This is a genomic window from uncultured Paraglaciecola sp., assembly GCF_913020055.1.
Taxonomy (GTDB): Bacteria; Pseudomonadota; Gammaproteobacteria; order Enterobacterales; family Alteromonadaceae; genus Paraglaciecola.
In genome coordinates this window covers 1-16,813 of the sequence record NZ_CAJWCF010000104.1, presented here as the reverse complement: position 1 = coordinate 16,813, position 16,813 = coordinate 1, and the positions used below count along the sequence as shown (strand labels likewise).

The 16,813-nt window shown below is 40.8% G+C and carries 20 protein-coding genes; 9 read left to right on the top strand and 11 right to left on the bottom strand.

Annotated features, from left to right (window positions below; all coding sequences use genetic code 11):
- Window positions 1–105: 105 nt before the first annotated feature.
- The 4 genes from purT to QZ488_RS18095 form a co-directional block, all read right to left on the bottom strand.
- Entirely contained in the window at window positions 106–1,287 is a 1,182-nt protein-coding gene (purT, locus tag QZ488_RS18110; protein WP_293751425.1) for a formate-dependent phosphoribosylglycinamide formyltransferase, read from the bottom strand.
- A gap of 67 nt (window positions 1,288–1,354) precedes the next feature.
- Entirely contained in the window at window positions 1,355–1,540 is a 186-nt protein-coding gene (locus tag QZ488_RS18105; protein WP_293751424.1) for a DUF1289 domain-containing protein, read from the bottom strand.
- A 28-nt stretch (window positions 1,541–1,568) separates the two neighbouring features.
- Complete coding sequence (locus tag QZ488_RS18100; RefSeq protein ID WP_293751423.1) at window positions 1,569–2,090, bottom strand: gamma carbonic anhydrase family protein; 522 nt, start codon at window positions 2,088–2,090, stop codon at window positions 1,569–1,571.
- A gap of 28 nt (window positions 2,091–2,118) precedes the next feature.
- Window positions 2,119–2,718, bottom strand: coding sequence for a CoA pyrophosphatase (locus QZ488_RS18095; protein ID WP_293751422.1), 600 nt, complete (start codon window positions 2,716–2,718; stop codon window positions 2,119–2,121).
- Window positions 2,719–2,948: 230 nt separating this feature from the next.
- Between QZ488_RS18095 and QZ488_RS18090 the strand changes: the two genes are divergently transcribed.
- Complete coding sequence (locus QZ488_RS18090; RefSeq protein ID WP_293751421.1) at window positions 2,949–3,494, top strand: NUDIX hydrolase; 546 nt, start codon at window positions 2,949–2,951, stop codon at window positions 3,492–3,494.
- Between the two features lie 37 nt (window positions 3,495–3,531).
- On the opposite strand, the gene QZ488_RS18085 is transcribed toward QZ488_RS18090, so the two are convergent.
- Window positions 3,532–4,221 (bottom strand): transporter substrate-binding domain-containing protein, encoded by a 690-nt coding sequence (locus QZ488_RS18085; RefSeq protein ID WP_293751420.1) that lies wholly within the window; start codon window positions 4,219–4,221, stop codon window positions 3,532–3,534.
- 145 nt (window positions 4,222–4,366) lie between these two features.
- On the bottom strand, window positions 4,367–4,912 hold the full coding sequence (orn, locus tag QZ488_RS18080; RefSeq protein WP_293751419.1) for an oligoribonuclease: 546 nt from the start codon (window positions 4,910–4,912) through the stop codon (window positions 4,367–4,369).
- Window positions 4,913–5,027: 115 nt separating this feature from the next.
- Between orn and rsgA the strand changes: the two genes are divergently transcribed.
- From rsgA to QZ488_RS18060, 4 genes are all read left to right on the top strand, one after another.
- A complete protein-coding gene (gene rsgA / locus QZ488_RS18075) occupies window positions 5,028–6,062 on the top strand; it encodes a small ribosomal subunit biogenesis GTPase RsgA (RefSeq protein WP_293751418.1) in 1,035 nt (344 codons plus the stop codon).
- Between the two features lie 134 nt (window positions 6,063–6,196).
- Window positions 6,197–7,057 (top strand): archaetidylserine decarboxylase, encoded by an 861-nt coding sequence (asd, locus tag QZ488_RS18070; protein WP_293751417.1) that lies wholly within the window; start codon window positions 6,197–6,199, stop codon window positions 7,055–7,057.
- 6 nt (window positions 7,058–7,063) lie between these two features.
- Window positions 7,064–7,930 carry a DMT family transporter gene (locus tag QZ488_RS18065; RefSeq protein WP_293751416.1) on the top strand — a complete coding sequence of 289 codons (867 nt, stop codon included), beginning with the start codon at window positions 7,064–7,066 and terminating at the stop codon, window positions 7,928–7,930.
- 18 nt (window positions 7,931–7,948) lie between these two features.
- The gene (locus tag QZ488_RS18060; RefSeq protein WP_293751415.1) at window positions 7,949–8,647 is read left to right on the top strand and encodes a glycerophosphodiester phosphodiesterase family protein; all 699 of its coding nucleotides are present in this window, start codon (window positions 7,949–7,951) and stop codon (window positions 8,645–8,647) included.
- A 6-nt stretch (window positions 8,648–8,653) separates the two neighbouring features.
- On the opposite strand, the gene QZ488_RS18055 is transcribed toward QZ488_RS18060, so the two are convergent.
- The 5 genes from QZ488_RS18055 to gpmI all read right to left on the bottom strand — a co-directional run bounded on the left by QZ488_RS18055 (window position 8,654) and on the right by gpmI (window position 13,693).
- A complete protein-coding gene (locus tag QZ488_RS18055; protein ID WP_293751414.1) occupies window positions 8,654–9,058 on the bottom strand; it encodes a MerC domain-containing protein in 405 nt (134 codons plus the stop codon).
- 132 nt (window positions 9,059–9,190) lie between these two features.
- Window positions 9,191–10,126, bottom strand: coding sequence for a DUF808 domain-containing protein (locus QZ488_RS18050; protein WP_293751413.1), 936 nt, complete (start codon window positions 10,124–10,126; stop codon window positions 9,191–9,193).
- A gap of 9 nt (window positions 10,127–10,135) precedes the next feature.
- On the bottom strand, window positions 10,136–10,834 hold the full coding sequence (locus tag QZ488_RS18045) for a divergent polysaccharide deacetylase family protein (RefSeq protein ID WP_293751412.1): 699 nt from the start codon (window positions 10,832–10,834) through the stop codon (window positions 10,136–10,138).
- A 161-nt stretch (window positions 10,835–10,995) separates the two neighbouring features.
- Window positions 10,996–12,093, bottom strand: coding sequence for a peptidoglycan DD-metalloendopeptidase family protein (locus QZ488_RS18040; RefSeq protein WP_293751426.1), 1,098 nt, complete (start codon window positions 12,091–12,093; stop codon window positions 10,996–10,998).
- Window positions 12,094–12,160: 67 nt separating this feature from the next.
- The gene (gpmI, locus tag QZ488_RS18035) at window positions 12,161–13,693 is read right to left on the bottom strand and encodes a 2,3-bisphosphoglycerate-independent phosphoglycerate mutase (RefSeq protein WP_293751411.1); all 1,533 of its coding nucleotides are present in this window, start codon (window positions 13,691–13,693) and stop codon (window positions 12,161–12,163) included.
- A gap of 278 nt (window positions 13,694–13,971) precedes the next feature.
- Here gpmI and QZ488_RS18030 point away from each other — a divergent pair, with 278 nt between their 5' ends.
- Genes QZ488_RS18030 through gpsA form a run of 4 tightly spaced genes read left to right on the top strand, consistent with a single transcriptional unit; the run spans window position 13,972 to window position 16,215 of the window.
- Window positions 13,972–14,397, top strand: coding sequence for a rhodanese-like domain-containing protein (locus QZ488_RS18030; RefSeq protein ID WP_293751410.1), 426 nt, complete (start codon window positions 13,972–13,974; stop codon window positions 14,395–14,397).
- A 16-nt stretch (window positions 14,398–14,413) separates the two neighbouring features.
- Window positions 14,414–14,671 (top strand): glutaredoxin 3, encoded by a 258-nt coding sequence (gene grxC, locus QZ488_RS18025; RefSeq protein WP_293751408.1) that lies wholly within the window; start codon window positions 14,414–14,416, stop codon window positions 14,669–14,671.
- Between the two features lie 22 nt (window positions 14,672–14,693).
- Window positions 14,694–15,203 carry a protein-export chaperone SecB gene (gene secB, locus QZ488_RS18020; RefSeq protein ID WP_293751406.1) on the top strand — a complete coding sequence of 170 codons (510 nt, stop codon included), beginning with the start codon at window positions 14,694–14,696 and terminating at the stop codon, window positions 15,201–15,203.
- A gap of 16 nt (window positions 15,204–15,219) precedes the next feature.
- A complete protein-coding gene (gpsA, locus tag QZ488_RS18015; protein ID WP_293751404.1) occupies window positions 15,220–16,215 on the top strand; it encodes an NAD(P)H-dependent glycerol-3-phosphate dehydrogenase in 996 nt (331 codons plus the stop codon).
- The last annotated feature ends 598 nt before the right edge of the window (window positions 16,216–16,813 follow it).

Below are 16,813 nucleotides of genomic sequence, written 5' to 3'. Positions count from 1 at the left end.
CGGAAGCGTACCCAAGACGAGTACTTTTGGCTTCTTTGCCAGAATCGGCGTAAAGCCATGATCAATTGTTTTAGGTTCAATAGTCATATAAGTACAACAACTAGCTTATAAGTTTACTTCAACAGCAGAAGAAACAAATTTTGCTTTTTCAATAGCAAGCTCTATCGAGTCGCCTAATGCTAACCCCACCCCCATACGACGACTACCTGCAACAACAGGTTTACCAAATAAACGAAGCCCGGTATCCGGCGCTATCAATGCTAGATCAAGTTGAGAAAAACTGACATGTGATGAATGACCATCTACTAATATGACAGATGAAGCTGCTGGACCTAACTGTTTGATGCCCGATATAGGCAGTCCGAGTATCGCTCTGGCATGAAGAGCAAACTCTGAAAGGTCTTGTGAAATTAATGTCACCAGACCTGTATCATGAGGCCTTGGTGAAACCTCACTGAAGAGCACATCGTCACCTTTGATAAATAATTCAACACCAAACAAGCCATTACCACCCAGATTTTCAGTTACTTTCCCAGCGATATCTTTAGCTTTTTCCAATACTTCGGTTGACATGTTTTGAGGCTGCCATGATTGTTGGTAGTCTCCATCTTTTTGGGTATGACCTATCGGAGCACAAAAACTAGTTTCACCTCCATGACATACTGTCAGTAACGTAATCTCGTAATCAAAATCAACAAAACCTTCCACGATTACCGTCCCCTCGCCGGAGCGGCCGCCAGACTGTGAGTATTTCCAAGCAGCTTCGATATCACCTTCAGATTTGATCGTGCTCTGCCCCTTACCCGAAGAGCTCATAATTGGCTTTACCACACAAGGAAAACCTAAAGTGTCGATAGCGGTACAAAATGAGGGATAATCATCTACAAAGTGATAAGGAGAGGTTTTCAAAGAAAGTGTTTCAGCTGCCAAGCGCCTAATACCTTCTCTATTCATGGTCAAATGAACCGCTCTGGCAGAAGGGATTATATGAAAACCTTCTTGCTCAAGTTCCATAAGTGTATCTGTTGCGATGGCTTCAATTTCCGGCACGATAAAATCAGGTTGTTCCCTCTCGATCACTGAACGCAGCGCTGCCCCATTCAACATATCGATCACATGAGATCGATGAGCAACCTGCATCGCCGGGGCGTTGCTATAACGATCAACGGCAATGATTTCTACACCAAAGCGTTGGAGCTCAATGGCGACTTCTTTACCTAGTTCACCGGCGCCACAAAAGAGTACTTTCGTGGCTGTTGTTGAGAGAGGGGTTCCAATGGTGGTCATGCTGTTACTCTTCGTTGGTAGTTACAATAGGTAGTTATCTCGAAAATTATATCAATAAAATCTAGAATTAGCCTTGGCTATCACGCTCTTTAGCCAGTTCGATAGTCGCTAATTTCTGAGTGTTACTCATTCCCCACCAACGCGTCACTTCATCACCGGTACGGTAACAGCCAACACACACATCATTCTCGTTCAAGGCACAAATACTCACACACGGTGAAGATACTTCATTTGGATCATCTACTAATGACATATTTACTCTCTTCTTTTGACTTAAAAAATTAATCTTCTACCAACTCTTGAGTATATTTTTTGCCATTCATCACATAATGAGCAGCACTCAACTGGAGCATTTTGATTTCCTGTTCTGATAACGCTCGTTTAACTTTTCCAGGGCTGCCTAATACCATCGATCCATCAGGCACCACCATATTTTCTGGAATCAAGGCATTGGCGCCGATCAAACAATTCTTACCTATTTTAGCACCATTCAAGACAACAGCATTAATACCAATCAAGCTATTATCACCAATGGTACAACCGTGTAACATCACCTTGTGCCCTATGGTTACGCCCTTGCCAATAGTTAAAGGGAAGCCTGAATCAATATGCAATACGGAACCATCCTGGACATTACTATTTTCACCAATCGTCACGAGGTCATTATCCGCACGAATAATTACATTGAACCAAATACTTGCATTCGCATGAATATCAACAGAACCAATAATAGTTGAATTTGGCGCAATAAAAGTTGGTTCACCTATGTAGTTAATTTTTCGTTTACCCAAAGAATAATTCACAGTTTATATCTCACCTACAGAATGTTAGTTAATTACATTGTTCAAAAATCGTGATATCAGTATCGAAAGCCAAGTTCATTAATTCAACCAAAACAATGGCTGACAGACCCCAGATTTCAAAGGTACCTTCCTCGGTGTCAAAGTCATAACTTGGCACAGACAACGCCATACCTTTGTAGGTCATTTTATCTCTTCTTTTTGGTACCGCGTCAGAAAAAAATGATGTCGGCACTTTAAAAATACTATCGAGTTCATCTAAGTTTGGAATTAATTCCACATCTTCATCAACCAATCCCACATAAGGCGTGACTCGAATACCATGTAATGAAATCACCTGACTGAGCTGCCCCACTATCTCAACTTTATTTTTGGGGATACCGATTTCTTCGTGACACTCTCTCAGAGCCGTATGCATTAAGGATTCGTCGTCATCGTCATGCTTACCACCCGGAAATGCCACCTGCCCTTTATGGGTGTTCATATGCTGTGCACGTCGCGTCAAAATAATGTTAGGTTGCTCTGGGTGACGAGTAACGGGCACAAGAATACCTGCTTCGGGCATATCTTCGTCGATAGATCTCGGGGTGTAATTTTGTAGGCGGGTTACCAGTTGCTCTATTAGGTCCATTGATACATCTAATTTGTCATTGAAGTAAATTATTAGTCGTGCTGAACGTTCGTTATTCGTGATCGTTGTACGTTGCCGTCATCCACTACAGTTGTTTGCAGCGTGAAACTTTAGCATACTGGAGGCCTTTCAGAAATGCATTCACGAACTTAAGCATTTATTTTGAGGCCATTCACCCCTTGTAAGCACCTAAGCTACAAGTGTTGGTAGAACAATATATAGAGAGCGGTATGAATTTTTGTAGTCACTGCGGCAGCAAAGTCGAGCATAAAACCCCAGAAGATGATAATCGCTTACGTTATATTTGCATCTCCTGCGAGACGATTCATTACCAAAACCCGAATATTGTGGCCGGTACAGTGTCAGTCTATGGTGATAAAATTCTGCTTTGTAAGCGCGCCATTGAGCCTAGAAAAGGCTTTTGGACACTACCCGCTGGTTTTATGGAAAACCAAGAAAGCACTAACGAAGCCGCCTTAAGAGAAACCTGGGAAGAAGCAGAAGCAACAGTTGAAATTGATGCGCTTTTTAGTGTCATTAACGTTCCTCAAATCGACCAAGTACATATGTTTTTCAGGGCGACCATGGTGGATGAGAAATTCGGCGCTGGCCCAGAAAGCCTTGAAACCGATTTATTTTCTGAAGAGAACATTCCCTGGGATGAACTGGCATTCCCAACAGTAAAAAGAACCTTGAAGTTATATCTTGAAGATAGAAAAAAACAACAATTCGGCGTGCATGTCAGTGATATAATTAGACCCCCTAGAGAAGACTAATTCACAATACTTAAGAATAACTGTTAACAGCAAAACACTACTGCATATACTTTTGCATTATTTTCTCAAAAATGCTCTCTTCTTCCATCTCACTCAAAGTCTGTGAAATCCTTTTTTGCCATTCAAGCTTATCTTTCAATTGAGATTTTTTAGAGAGCACAAAAAAGCCTCCCCTCGATTTTTTGATAGACTTTGGTAACGATATAATATCTAAATTCGCATTAGTTTCATTATGGCTAGTCTGTAACTTGTATTTGACCACCAATTCATTGCCCGCAAAGGCATCAATGCCACCCAAAAGTAATCTTCTAAAAGTATCATCAAAATTAAAGATTTCAACCACGCTAATATCGCCACGAGCTTTCGCTGCGTCAAACTCATCACTAATAGCAAAACCTGCCTCGATACCAATACGTTTACCATATAGGTCTTTCAGGTTGTCAAATTTAGTGGTGCTATCCTTTGTAGTAAATAACTTGTAAGTACTGTAGTGGACGGGGTGCGTGTAGAGTGCAAAAGCTTCTCTATCAGGCGTTTTAAAAAGAGAAAAACTCCCTGTCACATCCCCCTTTTTGGTCATCAGTAACAGTCGCTTCCAAGGCACCAGTTCAATTTCAAGTTTGACCTCTAACCTGCTTGCCATTTCGTGAAGCAGGTCTATATCAATACCCTTTATTTGCTGATTTTGGTCCGTAAAACTATAAGGTGGGAAATCGTCATCACCCACTACGTGTAAAGTTACACCACTTGCCGCGGGTAACCATAGAAGAATAAAACAAACTAACAATCCTCTCCACATCACGTTCTCACATACCTGCTTATGCAAATATAAGTGTAGACTCTTTTAACATTATTGCTTGAACCTACACTGTTTAGACTTTCAAGAAATGTTCTCGATAGTGCTTTAATTCACCTATTGATTCTCTAATATCATCCAATGCTAAATGTACGCCTTTTTTGTGAAAACCATCAAGTAACTCCGGTTTCCAGCGACGAACTAGTTCCTTAATCGTACTGACATCAACATTTCTATAATGAAAATATTGTTCAAGCTCAGACATGTATTTGACTAAGAACCGGCGATCTTGGCCAATTGTGTTGCCACATAACGGTGATATTCCCTTAGGCACAAAACCTTGTAAAAATGTGATGGTTTGTTCCACTGCTTGTTGTTCGCTCACTTGACTATTGCGACAACGTTCAGTTAATCCTGATTTGCCATGGGTATCTGTACACCACTGATCCATACCGTTGAGTACTTCATCAGATTGGTAAATAGCTAGCACTGGCCCTTCAGCCAATATATTTAAATCTTTATCGGTGACTATGGTAGCAATTTCCAAGACAACGTCGGTCTCAGGTTCTAACCCCGTCATTTCCATATCGATCCAAACTAAATTTTCGTTGTTAACTGGCATGTGGACTCCTAGATGAAACTCATAAATGAACAACAAATACATAAAGATTTGGTATCCACCTCTGCAAACGTTAACATGATACAAGAAATGGTATTAATTACAGCAAAGATAAAACGTGGCTAAAAAACCAAAGTTAACAGATAAGCAGAAACGACAAGTCTCAGTAAACCGCTCGAAGCACCTTTCCAGCGGCGGTAAGTCGAGAGAGCTTGAAGATAATCAGCTTGGCGAACAACAAACCGGCCGAGTTATTGGTAGGTTTGGCAAACATGCTGACGTTGAAGACAATGCTGGTTTAGTACACAGATGCCATATGCGCCGAACTATTAAGAGTGTTGTGTGTGGAGACGACGTATTATTTAGACCAGGAAAAGATCTGTCGCTAAGCATAAGCGGCATAATTGAAATCGTGCAAGACAGAAAGTCTGTTCTTACCCGCCCAGATTTTTATGATGGCGTAAAACCGGTTGCTGCGAATATCGATCAGATCATTATCGTCAGTTCGGTATTGCCTAGCTTATCCCTGAATATTATTGATAGATACTTAGTTGCAGCGGAAGACGTTGAAATAACGCCTGTCATCTTATTAAACAAGGTCGAACTACTTGACTCACAACAACTTAATGAAGTGGAAAACCAGCTAAATATATATCGCGATATTGGCTATAAAATTGTTTATACCAGTTGTAAAACATTAAAAGGGCTAGATGAACTTGCTGCATGCCTGAAAGATAAGATCAGCGTATTTGTTGGTCAGTCAGGCGTAGGCAAATCAAGCTTAATTAATGAGTTATTACCTGAAGCAGACGAGGTCATTGGAGACATATCTGACAATTCTGGCTTAGGTCAACACACAACAACGACAGCTAAATTATTACATTTTCCTGCAGGCGGCGATCTAATCGATTCTCCCGGTGTTCGCGAATTTGCCTTGTGGCATCTACCTGCGGGAAGGCTGACGAACGGATTTAGGGAATTCAGAGACTATTTAGGTGGCTGTAAATTTCGAGACTGTAAACATGGTAGTGATCCAGGATGCCTAATCAAGGCAGCCGTTGAAGAAGGTAAGATAAGCCCACAACGTTACCAAAGTTATCATAAAATATTACTAAATATGGACGAGCTCCGCCCAGCACATACCAAGGTATAATACCCTCACTTAATCATTAAATTTCACCGGAAAAATCTACTAGCATATAGCCTATTGGACTTAGTGGAGTGCACAAAACCAAGATTATTGCGGTACAATTCTCGGTGGTAAAGTTAGATCATTAGGAAGTTACTTTGTTTGATTCGTTAAAAATTGCTCTGCAATACGTTACACCTAAACACCTTTTGTCTCGTTTGGTGGGCACACTTGCGGCAGCTGAAGCTGGAGCAGTCACTACAGCTATTATTAAACTTTTTATTAAGCAATATAAAGTGGATATGTCGGAGGCACTCGAGCCCGATCCTGAGTCTTACTCATCATTTAATGCTTTTTTCACTCGGCAATTGAAAGCCGATGCACGCACCATTTGTCAAGATAAAAGGCAATTGGCGTTACCGGTAGATGGTGCAGTTAGTCAGTTAGGTGACATAAAACATGATGCTATTTTTCAAGCGAAAGGCCATGACTATAGTTTAACCACTCTGCTAGGTGGCAAACCGGAACTTGCAAAGCCGTTTTTGGACGGTAAATTTGCCACCATCTATCTTTCCCCTAAAGATTACCATCGTATTCATATGCCCCTAGATGGACAATTAACCGATATGATTTACGTACCCGGTGAATTGTTTTCAGTTAGCCCTCTTACGGCAGAGCGTGTACCTGGGTTATTTGCTAGAAACGAACGGGTAGTCGCTATTTTTGATACTGAAATTGGTAAAATGGCTATGGTTTTAGTAGGCGCGACTATTGTTGCTAGTATCGAAACCAAGTGGGCTGGGACAGTATCACCGCCAGCAGGTAAAAATGTCCAACATTGGCAATATCCTAATCAAGGTGATAATTCGGTCTTTATTGAAAAAGGCGAAGAGATGGGTTTGTTTAAACTCGGCTCAACCATAGTGGCGTGTTTCGAAACGGATACTGTCGAATTTGCTGATCTCAGTGCAGGAGACGTAACGCGCCTCGGCGACGTTTTCGCAAATATAACGAAGTAATCCCCATTGGATCCCGTTAAAAAAAGCTTGTGGTCCTTGCATGTCACTATGGCATTGCTAGGCGCTACAGCATTATTCTCTAAAATACTGCCTTTATCTGCCGTGGATATCACGTTTGGCAGAGCAATAGTCGCATGTGTGATGCTTTTTGGCATAGTCAAATTATTCCGAGGTTCGGTTAGGTTAGACAGCATAAAGGATTATTTAATCGCGCTGTTTTTAGGTCTTCTGATGGCTGCGCACTGGGTTAGCTATTTTGCAGCTATGCAATATTCGTCTGTATCGGTAGGTATGATAGCCTTATTTACCTTCCCCGTGATGACAGTACTGTTGGAACCCTTTTTTGAAGGAATTCGTTTAGTCTGGCAAGATATTGCGAGTGCATTGGTAGTACTTTTTGGGATCTATCTAATTGTGCCTGAAGTATCCTTAGAAAATGAAATAACCCAAGGAGTGCTGATTGGTATTGCCTCTGCCATATTGTATTCCTTTAGAAATTTGCTGCATCGCAAACATTTTTCTCACTATTCTGGCGCCCACGCCATGGCGTATCAAACACTGGTCATCTTTATATCTCTTAGCTTTTTTTCAAGTGATGAGTTATTCAAAGCCAGCAATGAAACCTATATGGGTTTGGTGGTTTTAGGCATATTTTTAACAGCAGTACCTCACGCATTAATTGCAGCAAGCCTAAAGCATTTGCGCGCCAAAACTTTTTCATTAATTGCATGTATGCAACCTTTGTATGGTGTAAGCCTGGCGATAATAGTGTTAGGTGAGCAACCTAGATGGCAAACCATAGTCGGTGGATTATTGGTGATATCCGCTGCTATTTATGAAACTATCAACGCCCAAAAACTTCACAGTAAATAATCGCAAGAGAGCAACACTATGCTGATATTTGCCCATAGGGGTGCCAGTGCCGACGCGCCCGAAAACACTTTATTAGCCATAGACCAAGCATTAACACAACAGGCTGATGGCATTGAAATAGATGTCTATCAACTCGCTGATGAATTAGTGGTTATACACGATCGCTGGGTCAGCAGAACGACTAACGGTAATCGCCCATTATCTGATTATACTCTTGAAGAATTACAAACATTGGACGCTGGGCAAGGTCAGTTTGTACCTACACTTTGGCAAGTACTACAACAAGTGCAGGGCCAATGCTTGATGAATATTGAAGTTAAAGGTGTGTTTGATGTCTCACTTATTAACACCTATATAAACAAAGCTGTCTCGCAGTTAAACTTTAAGCTTGAACAGTTTATCGTTTCCTCTTTTAACCATCATCTGTTGTTGGCATTTAAAAGTATTGCGCCTAACATAAAAATTGGTGCGTTAACAGCTAGCAGCCCTTTAGATTACGCTCGCTTTGCCGAAGTATTAAAAGCCTATTCAGTTAATGCTGATGTCAGTTTTGTTGATCAAGCTTTCGTAAAAGATGCACACAAGCGTGGTTTGAAAATATTTGTTTATACGGTTGATGAACCTGAAGAGCTGCTTAAGTTGCAAGCTTGGGGAGTAGATGGTGTATTTAGTAATGGGCCAGCTAAAGCTAAATTGGTGCTCGCAACAAACACTTAATGCTGACTAGGAACTCGCGCATCCAGAGTCGCAATCTTGACAGCTCTGACACAATTTCAAATTCACTACGTGTGCCCCAACAATCAACAAGGCACCAATTGCAATAGTAAAAGGTTCGTAAGACTCGCCAAACATATCTTTATTCCAATAAATCAAACCGCCTAATACTAAGCTGTATAAAGGATAAAGCTGCCTGTGATAACGATAGAAGCCTGAGAACAATGCCCAAAACCCAATGATCATCGAAAGCGATAAGATAGTTCTTTCAAACCAATCCTGAGCAAAAAATGAAGCACTCACAAAAGGAATAAGAGGAATAAGAATAGGCAATAATAAGCAATGTAACGCACACAAACTGGAGGCCCAAATGCCTAGTCTGTCTAATAGCGTTTTGTCTTTACTTATTTGCATTAATAACTGCCCCGACTTCATGAGACGTTATAATATAACATTTCATGAAATTTACAAGCATTTGTAGACTATAATTAACAAAATCCTTTTGATTAAAAAATCAGTCAGAACTTGGCTGGCTATATCAAGGGCTCAACTAGATTTTTTAAACACTTTCATGCCAAATGTAAAAAGTAACAGGACAACAGCGCCAGCGATAACCCCCACCAGACCATCAAGTAAAATGGGTACGATAGACGATACGAATTGAATCGATTCAACACTGTGTAACGCCGGTTCGAGGATATGATGAAGTACAGGAATACTGTGAACTAAAATGCCCCCGCCCACCAAAAACATGGCTGCAGTACCCACAATAGATAAAGTCTTCATCAAAAGAGGCGCGATGATAAGCAGCCCCCTGCCCGCCGCTCTTTGAATGCCATTAAATGAGCCAGACACTGACTTTCTTAAAAGATATAAACCGGCATCATCAAGCTTAACAATACCCGCTACCAAACCATAAACGCCAACGGTAATCGCTACCGCTAACAAAGACACGACTGTTACTTGACTGGAAAAAGATTCGGCTTGTACCGTTCCTAAAACAATCACTACGATTTCAGCGGATAGAATAAAGTCAGTTCTAATAGCGCCTTTTATTTTGGTCTTTTCAAGTGCTACTAAATCAATTTTAGGGTCTGCCACAGCAGCGAGTTTTTGTGCATGCTCCAATTCCAATTCTTCTTTGGAATGCATAAATTTATGAGCTAGTTTTTCAACTCCTTCAAAACACAGATACAAACCACCAATGACCAACAAAACTACAATTAACCACGGCAAAAATGCACTTATTAATAAGGCTGATGGCACCAGAATGAGCTTATTTAAAAAAGAACCTTTTGCTACCGCCCATACAACAGGTAATTCTCGTTCGGCTTTTACGCCTGAAACTTGCTCTGCATTCAATGCTAAGTCATCACCTAAAACACCAGCAGTTTTTTTGGCGGCCACTTTCGACAAAATAGCCACGTCATCCAAAATTGTGGCTATATCATCTATCAGAGCAAGTAAATTCGCAGCGGGCATAGTATTTCCTTACAAGGCTGGAGAAATGGGTTTTAGCTTAGGTTTAGGGTGGTAAGCATAGGCTGCTCCTGAAGATACAACATCACTTAATTTAACCAGCGTAATACCATGTTGTTGAAGCTTATGTAGATGCACGTTCAAATATTCAACTGTTTGTGGATATGGATGGGCGATGCCTACTGCATAACCATACTTTTTGGACAAGTGAATTAAACGTTTAAACTGCTTATCAATCTGTTCATGGCTAGGAGTGTGGTCAAGAAACACATTTCGTTTAGTGCTTAACACACCACTCCTTTTAGCAATAACTTCCGCTTTACTATATTTGGTGGTGCGACTATCAACAAAAAACAGGCCTTGTTCAGATAGAAACTCCATGGTCACCGACATAGGCAAAGTGAGTTGGGTTAGCCGACTGCCCATATGGTTATTCACGCCTATTGCGTGTGGCACTGAAGACAGTGCAGTTTTTAATGTTTGTACAATTTGTTGTGGAGGCATGCTTGAAAGCAGTACATTTTTTTCTTGATTATTGCCCGCCAATGATTCCATTGGCATATGTAACATCACTTCACGCTGTTGCGCTGCTGCACGATTGGAGAAAGTTTTAGATAGGGCTTTGTTAGGTAGAATCGCGAAAGCCACATTGGCAGGCAATGCAAAAGCCAAGGCATCTTGTTTGGTGTTCCCCATATCATCAATGATCAAGGCGATTTGCGATGCATTAACAGAGCAACTGATACACAACAGACAACTAATTAGGAATAAACGCATGTTTTTATTATTATTTTACTCGACTGCATTTCACTTTTATTATAATCACATCAAGTATTTTTACTAGGATTGAATCGTTTAAATATTCGTTGGTATTAAAGCTTTAACCAACTAACAGGGTTAATAGGTGTTCCTTTATGTCTAATTTCGAAGTATAAATTTGGTCGACTTTGGCCACCACTTTGACCTAACAATGCAATCGCCTCACCAGCCTGCACTGCTTCACCGGCCTGTTTTAGTAAGGCTTGATTATGTCCATACAAACTCATAAAACCATTCCCATGGTCTAGTACTGTGACTAAACCAAAACCTCTAAGCCAATCCGAATAAAGTACTTTTGCTTGATGGATAGCGATCACCGAATCACCCGCGGTACCGTTTATCACCACTCCTTTCCATTTAATCTGCCCCTGCCTAAACCTACCAAACATCTTTCTTAGATTACCCTTTGCAGGCATTAACAAGCGGCCTTTAAAGTCACTAAGTCCAGTTAAAGTGACATCCTCTTGTTTATCGACTTGTTGTTGTGCTCGGGTTAAAGCTTCAAGCAGGTTTTTTTCGTTGATTTGTAGTTGAGCGATTTTCGCCTCTTCAGATTCGATAGCGTTCTGAATGGCAATGAGGGTTTTTTCTCGTTGTATTTGGTTTATTTGCAAGGCTCGTTGTTGCACGAGTTGTTTGTCTTTTAGTTGCTCCAATTCACTTTGATTATCAATCAACTTGGCATTCACTTTTTGCAGATCTATAACTAACAGATTAAAGCTATCTATCTGAGATTTTCGCGCCTTATTAAGGTATTGGTAATAGGTAATGGTTCGCTCAAAATTAGCAGCATCTTGCTGATTCAAAAGCATTTTCGCAAAGTCATAATTGCCGGTCATATAGGCACTACGAATTTGTTTAGCTAATACTGATTTTTGTTGTTCTAAAGATGCTAAATACCCTTTCTGTTGTTGGCGCAGTATACCGAGTTGTTTTTGATTGCTATCAAGTGACATCTCTGTTTGGTTAAGCTCTTTGGAAGATTTAGCAATCTGCAACTCAACATCTTTTAGATTATCTTGCAGCGTTTTCGCAACTTCTAGTTGCTGATTAATTTGAGCCTGTTTATTTTTTATTTGTTGCTGAATACTTTCAAGATCAGACTGTTCTTGTGCGGTTAAATCTGAAACAAAAAACACACCACAAAACATTACCCAAAGACAAAGCCATATTTGGCTTTGTCTTTGGGGTAATAAATCCAGTATCAGTCTCAATCGATTAATCCAAAGTAACTATTGGTTTGCCTGTCATCTCTTTGGGTTGTGGCATCCCCATTAGATGCAGCATAGTCGGGGCCACATCACTTAATGTACCTCCAGCTCTGGCAGTGGACTTTTGACCAACGTGAATAAAAGGTACCAATTCACTGGTGTGGGCTGTGTGAGCTTGCCCAGTCTGCTCGTCTTGCATTTTTTCAGCGTTACCGTGATCAGCAGTAATTAAACAATCTCCACCATTACGTTTAATTGCTTCCACCACTCGACCTACGCAGGCATCAACTGCCTCACAAGCTTTAACGGCCGCATCAAAATTGCCAGTATGTCCAACCATATCCCCATTTGGATAATTACAAACAATGACATCGAACTTGCCAGAATCTATGGCTGCTACTAATTTATCTGTCAATTCAGCTGAGCTCATCTCTGGTTGTAGATCATAAGTTGCGACTTTGGGTGAAGGTATTAGAATACGCTCTTCGCCCTCATATAATTCTTCTCGACCACCACTATAGAAAAAAGTGACGTGGGCATATTTTTCAGTCTCTGATATACGTAGCTGGGTCTTTTTGTGCTGTGCCAACCAGTCTCCCATAACGTTAACTAACGGCACTGGAGGGTAAGCTGCAGGCGCGTCAATGCTTTCTGCATACTGGGTCAAAGTAACAAATGCTCCAAGCTCAATATGTTTACCTTTATTAAATTCAGCAAACTCTTTTTCAACAAAAGGACGGCTAATTTCGCGAGCTCGGTCGGCCCTAAAGTTCATAAAGAAAACTGCATCACCATCTTCCAATGGCACTGCTTCACCAATCACAGTAGCTTGTACAAATTCATCGTTTTGCTCGCGCTGATATGAAGCTTCTAATGCTTCAACTGCACTAGACGCAGCTTCAATTCCTTTACCATGAGCAATCAAATTATAAGCCGCTTCAACTCTATCCCAACGGGCATCTCTGTCCATAGCATAATAACGGCCTATAACACTGGCGGTTTTCCCCAAACCTAATTCAGAAAACACCCTGTCTGCAGATTGCAAAGACGCCTTGGCACTTCTTGGTGGCGTATCACGGCCATCCAAAAATGCATGCAAATATAATTTTTTGGCGCCACGCTTTGCGGCCATTTTTAATAAGGCAAAAATATGTTCTTCATGGCTATGCACACCACCTGCCGACAACAAGCCCATGACATGAATTGCTTTATCTGCCTGAATAGCCTGGTCTAGGTTTTCTGTGAGTACTGAGTTTTCAAAAAAGTCTCCGTCTTCAACCGCTTTGGTCACCCGAGTAAAGTCTTGATACACCACACGACCCGCGCCTAAATTAACATGCCCTACTTCAGAGTTGCCCATCTGACCGGGCGGTAAGCCTACGTCCAATCCTGAACCAGATATTAAGGTGTTAGTGTAGGTTTTACATAAACCATCTAGAACCGGTTTTTTAGCATGGGCGATAGCATTGCTATCCTGTTCTTCACGATGGCCCCAACCGTCTAAAATAATCAATGCGGTAGTCTTTTTGGTTTGACCCATTATTCAGTCCTTTATAATAAAAAATTTAGCTAATGTATTGCTTGTTTACTAGGTGTGACTGTTTTTTCGTCTACATAACCTAGTTTCTTGATAATGGGTTAATGTTATCCTTACTCGCAAGGCGCGTCACGGCTAAATCATTCGAAAAAACCAAATGGATAACAATAAGTTATTCCTTGTCGCTCGGATGAATCTACCATAGGGCTAGTTTCTGTATATAAAATCTATATACTTTGGCCTCGTTTTTTTAAGTTACTCACCTGTAAGGGTCACCTGTTATGGATCAAATGGTAGAATTTGTCACTAATCATTATATTTTATCTGGTTTGTTCGCTGCACTTTTAGCCGCGCTGATATACACCACAGTGGCAAGTCAGCTTTCATCATTAAAAGAATTAAGTACTCATGAAGCAACTTTGTTAATGAATAAAGAAGATGCCTACATTTTGGACATTCGCCCAGCAGCGGAGTTTAAAAAAGGTCATATTTTAGGTTCTAAACAAATCAAAGCGGAGTTAGTGACTAAAGGAGACTTTAGCCCCCTTGAAAAACTCAAAGACAAACCCATTATTGTTGTCTGTGCCATGGGTATGACATGTAAACGTACAGCCTCTCAAATGCTCAAAGCAGGATTTGAAAACGTGGTAACGCTTAAAGGCGGTATCAACGCGTGGCAAGGTGCAAACCTGCCCATAAACAAATAAATTGTAGGAAATAGATGTGAGTAAAGTTGATATTTATACCAAAGGACATTGTCCTTATTGCCATCGCGCCAAGGCTTTGTTAAATAAAAAAGAAATTAGCTTTAATGAAATTGAAATCGATGTAATGCCTGAATTGCGCAGCACAATGATTGATCGAGCAAAAGGCAAATCAACTGTTCCTCAAATTTTTATTAATGATCATCATGTAGGCGGTTGTGACGACTTGTTTGCATTAGAAGCAAAAAACCAACTAGACAGCTTACTGTCTAACTAACAACAAAATTAAAGGAAATACCATGGCTGACGAAAATCAACCAAACGAAGCTGCAGAACAGCCAGCTGCCGCTCAAGTACCACAATTCTCAATTCAAAGAATTTATACCAAAGATATCTCTTTTGAAGCGCCAAATTCTCCAGCTATGTTTCAAAAAGAGTGGAAACCAGAAGTTCAGTTGGACTTAGATACTAAGAGCAACCCAATTGGAGAGAACTTATTTGAAGTTATTTTATCTGTAACTGTAACGGCTAAAATAGGCGAAGAAACTGCTTTTCTATGTGAAGTACAGCAAGCAGGCGTATTCATGATTGGCGAAATGCCAGAGCAAAATAAAGCGCAAATGATTGGCGCGTTTTGTCCAAACACTTTGTTTCCTTATGCAAGAGAGACTATTTCTAATTTAGTGAATCGCGGTACCTTCCCACCACTAAATTTAGCACCTGTTGATTTTAACTCTATTTTTGCCGCTTACATGCAAAAACGAGCTCAACAGGCTCAGGAACAAGCGCCTCAGAAATTAGACGCATAAGTCGGCTGATATCAAGATGAACTCGGTTTGTGTATTAGGGGCAGGCTCATACGGTACTGCCCTTGCTTTTTGTCTCTCTCGTAATGGCGTGAAAACTGTTTTATGGGGGCGTGATCAGCAACAAATGGAGTTAATGGCAAAAGATAGATGTAATCAAAGATATTTGCCAGACGCTATATTCCCCAAAGAACTAGCCGTAGAATCCGAACTCAGAGAAGCCATAGTTAATAGCCAAGACATTTTGGTTGTTGTACCTAGCCATGCCTTTTCTAGCACTTTACAGCAAATCAAACCACACCTTAATGCAAAGCATAGAATCATATGGGCCACTAAAGGCTTAGAGCCTGAAACAGGCAGACTTTTGCAAGATGTTGCTGTAGAAATATTAGGCGACGAAATTCCTATTGCGGCTTTGTCTGGGCCAACCTTTGCAAAAGAAATGGTCGCAGGTCTTCCTACCGCCATATCTTTAAGCTCTACCAATGAAACCCTTGCCAAAGAGTTTGCAAATAAGCTGCATTGCTCAAAATCCTTTAGGGTATACAGAAATGATGATTTTATTGGAATACAGCTAGGTGGAGCGGTAAAAAACGTCATAGCAATAGGCGCAGGCCTAGCTGACGGCTTAGGCTTTGGCTCTAACGCTAGAACCGCACTTATCACCAGAGGATTAACAGAGTTAACCAGACTAGGTGTTAAAATGGGTGCGAACCAGACAACCTTTATGGGTATGTCAGGTTTAGGTGATTTGGTACTGACTTGTACCGACAATCAATCCCGAAACAGACGATTCGGTTTAGCGCTAGGCAGTGGTCAAGGAATTGAACAAGCTATGACCGAAATTGGCCAAGTTGTAGAGGGATACCGCAACACCCAAGAAGTCCATATACTCTCAAAACGTATGGGAGTCGAAATGCCCATCTGTGAACAAATATATGAAGTGTTATACAACAACAAACCTGCCAAAGAAGCCGCTCTGACTTTATTAGCTAGAGATCAAACGTCAGAATAAATTAATTTTGTATTGCTTCATCTGACTCAGCCTTTGCAAAACTAACTCAACGTAAACCACTTCCAATCTATATTAAAATGTAAAACAACCTACCGCATAATTTCGTATTAATGAAACCTACACTTATCTTTATGCGGCGCTCATATGTCTTATGCTCAGTAGGTTTGTACTACGCAATATTACTTAACAGTTTAACAATAAAGATTATCTACTTTTATATCTGAGACCTTTGATTTAATTGCCCCTATTGCTGTCTAGAGCGAAGCTATGCTTCTGTGAGCTGCTTTATGGCAGTGTGGCTTAGTTGTGCATAACTAGGAATCTGCCAGTCAACTACATGGATACGAGACAAGATACAAAAGCCAATTTCTCATCTTTCCTAAGAATAAAAGAGAATACTTCAGGATTTCTACTCTTCCGCTAGAACATCGTAAGCTTTGAGTTTCGGATAACCCACCACACGATCAACGAGCACCCGCTTCAAGGCTTATTTGGACGTTGGTTTCACTAAATTTCAGCCAAAAAAAAGGCCACCTGTATAGGTGGCCTTTCTTCAGATTGGGAGCCTGGCAATGTGCTACTCTCGCATGGGGAAACC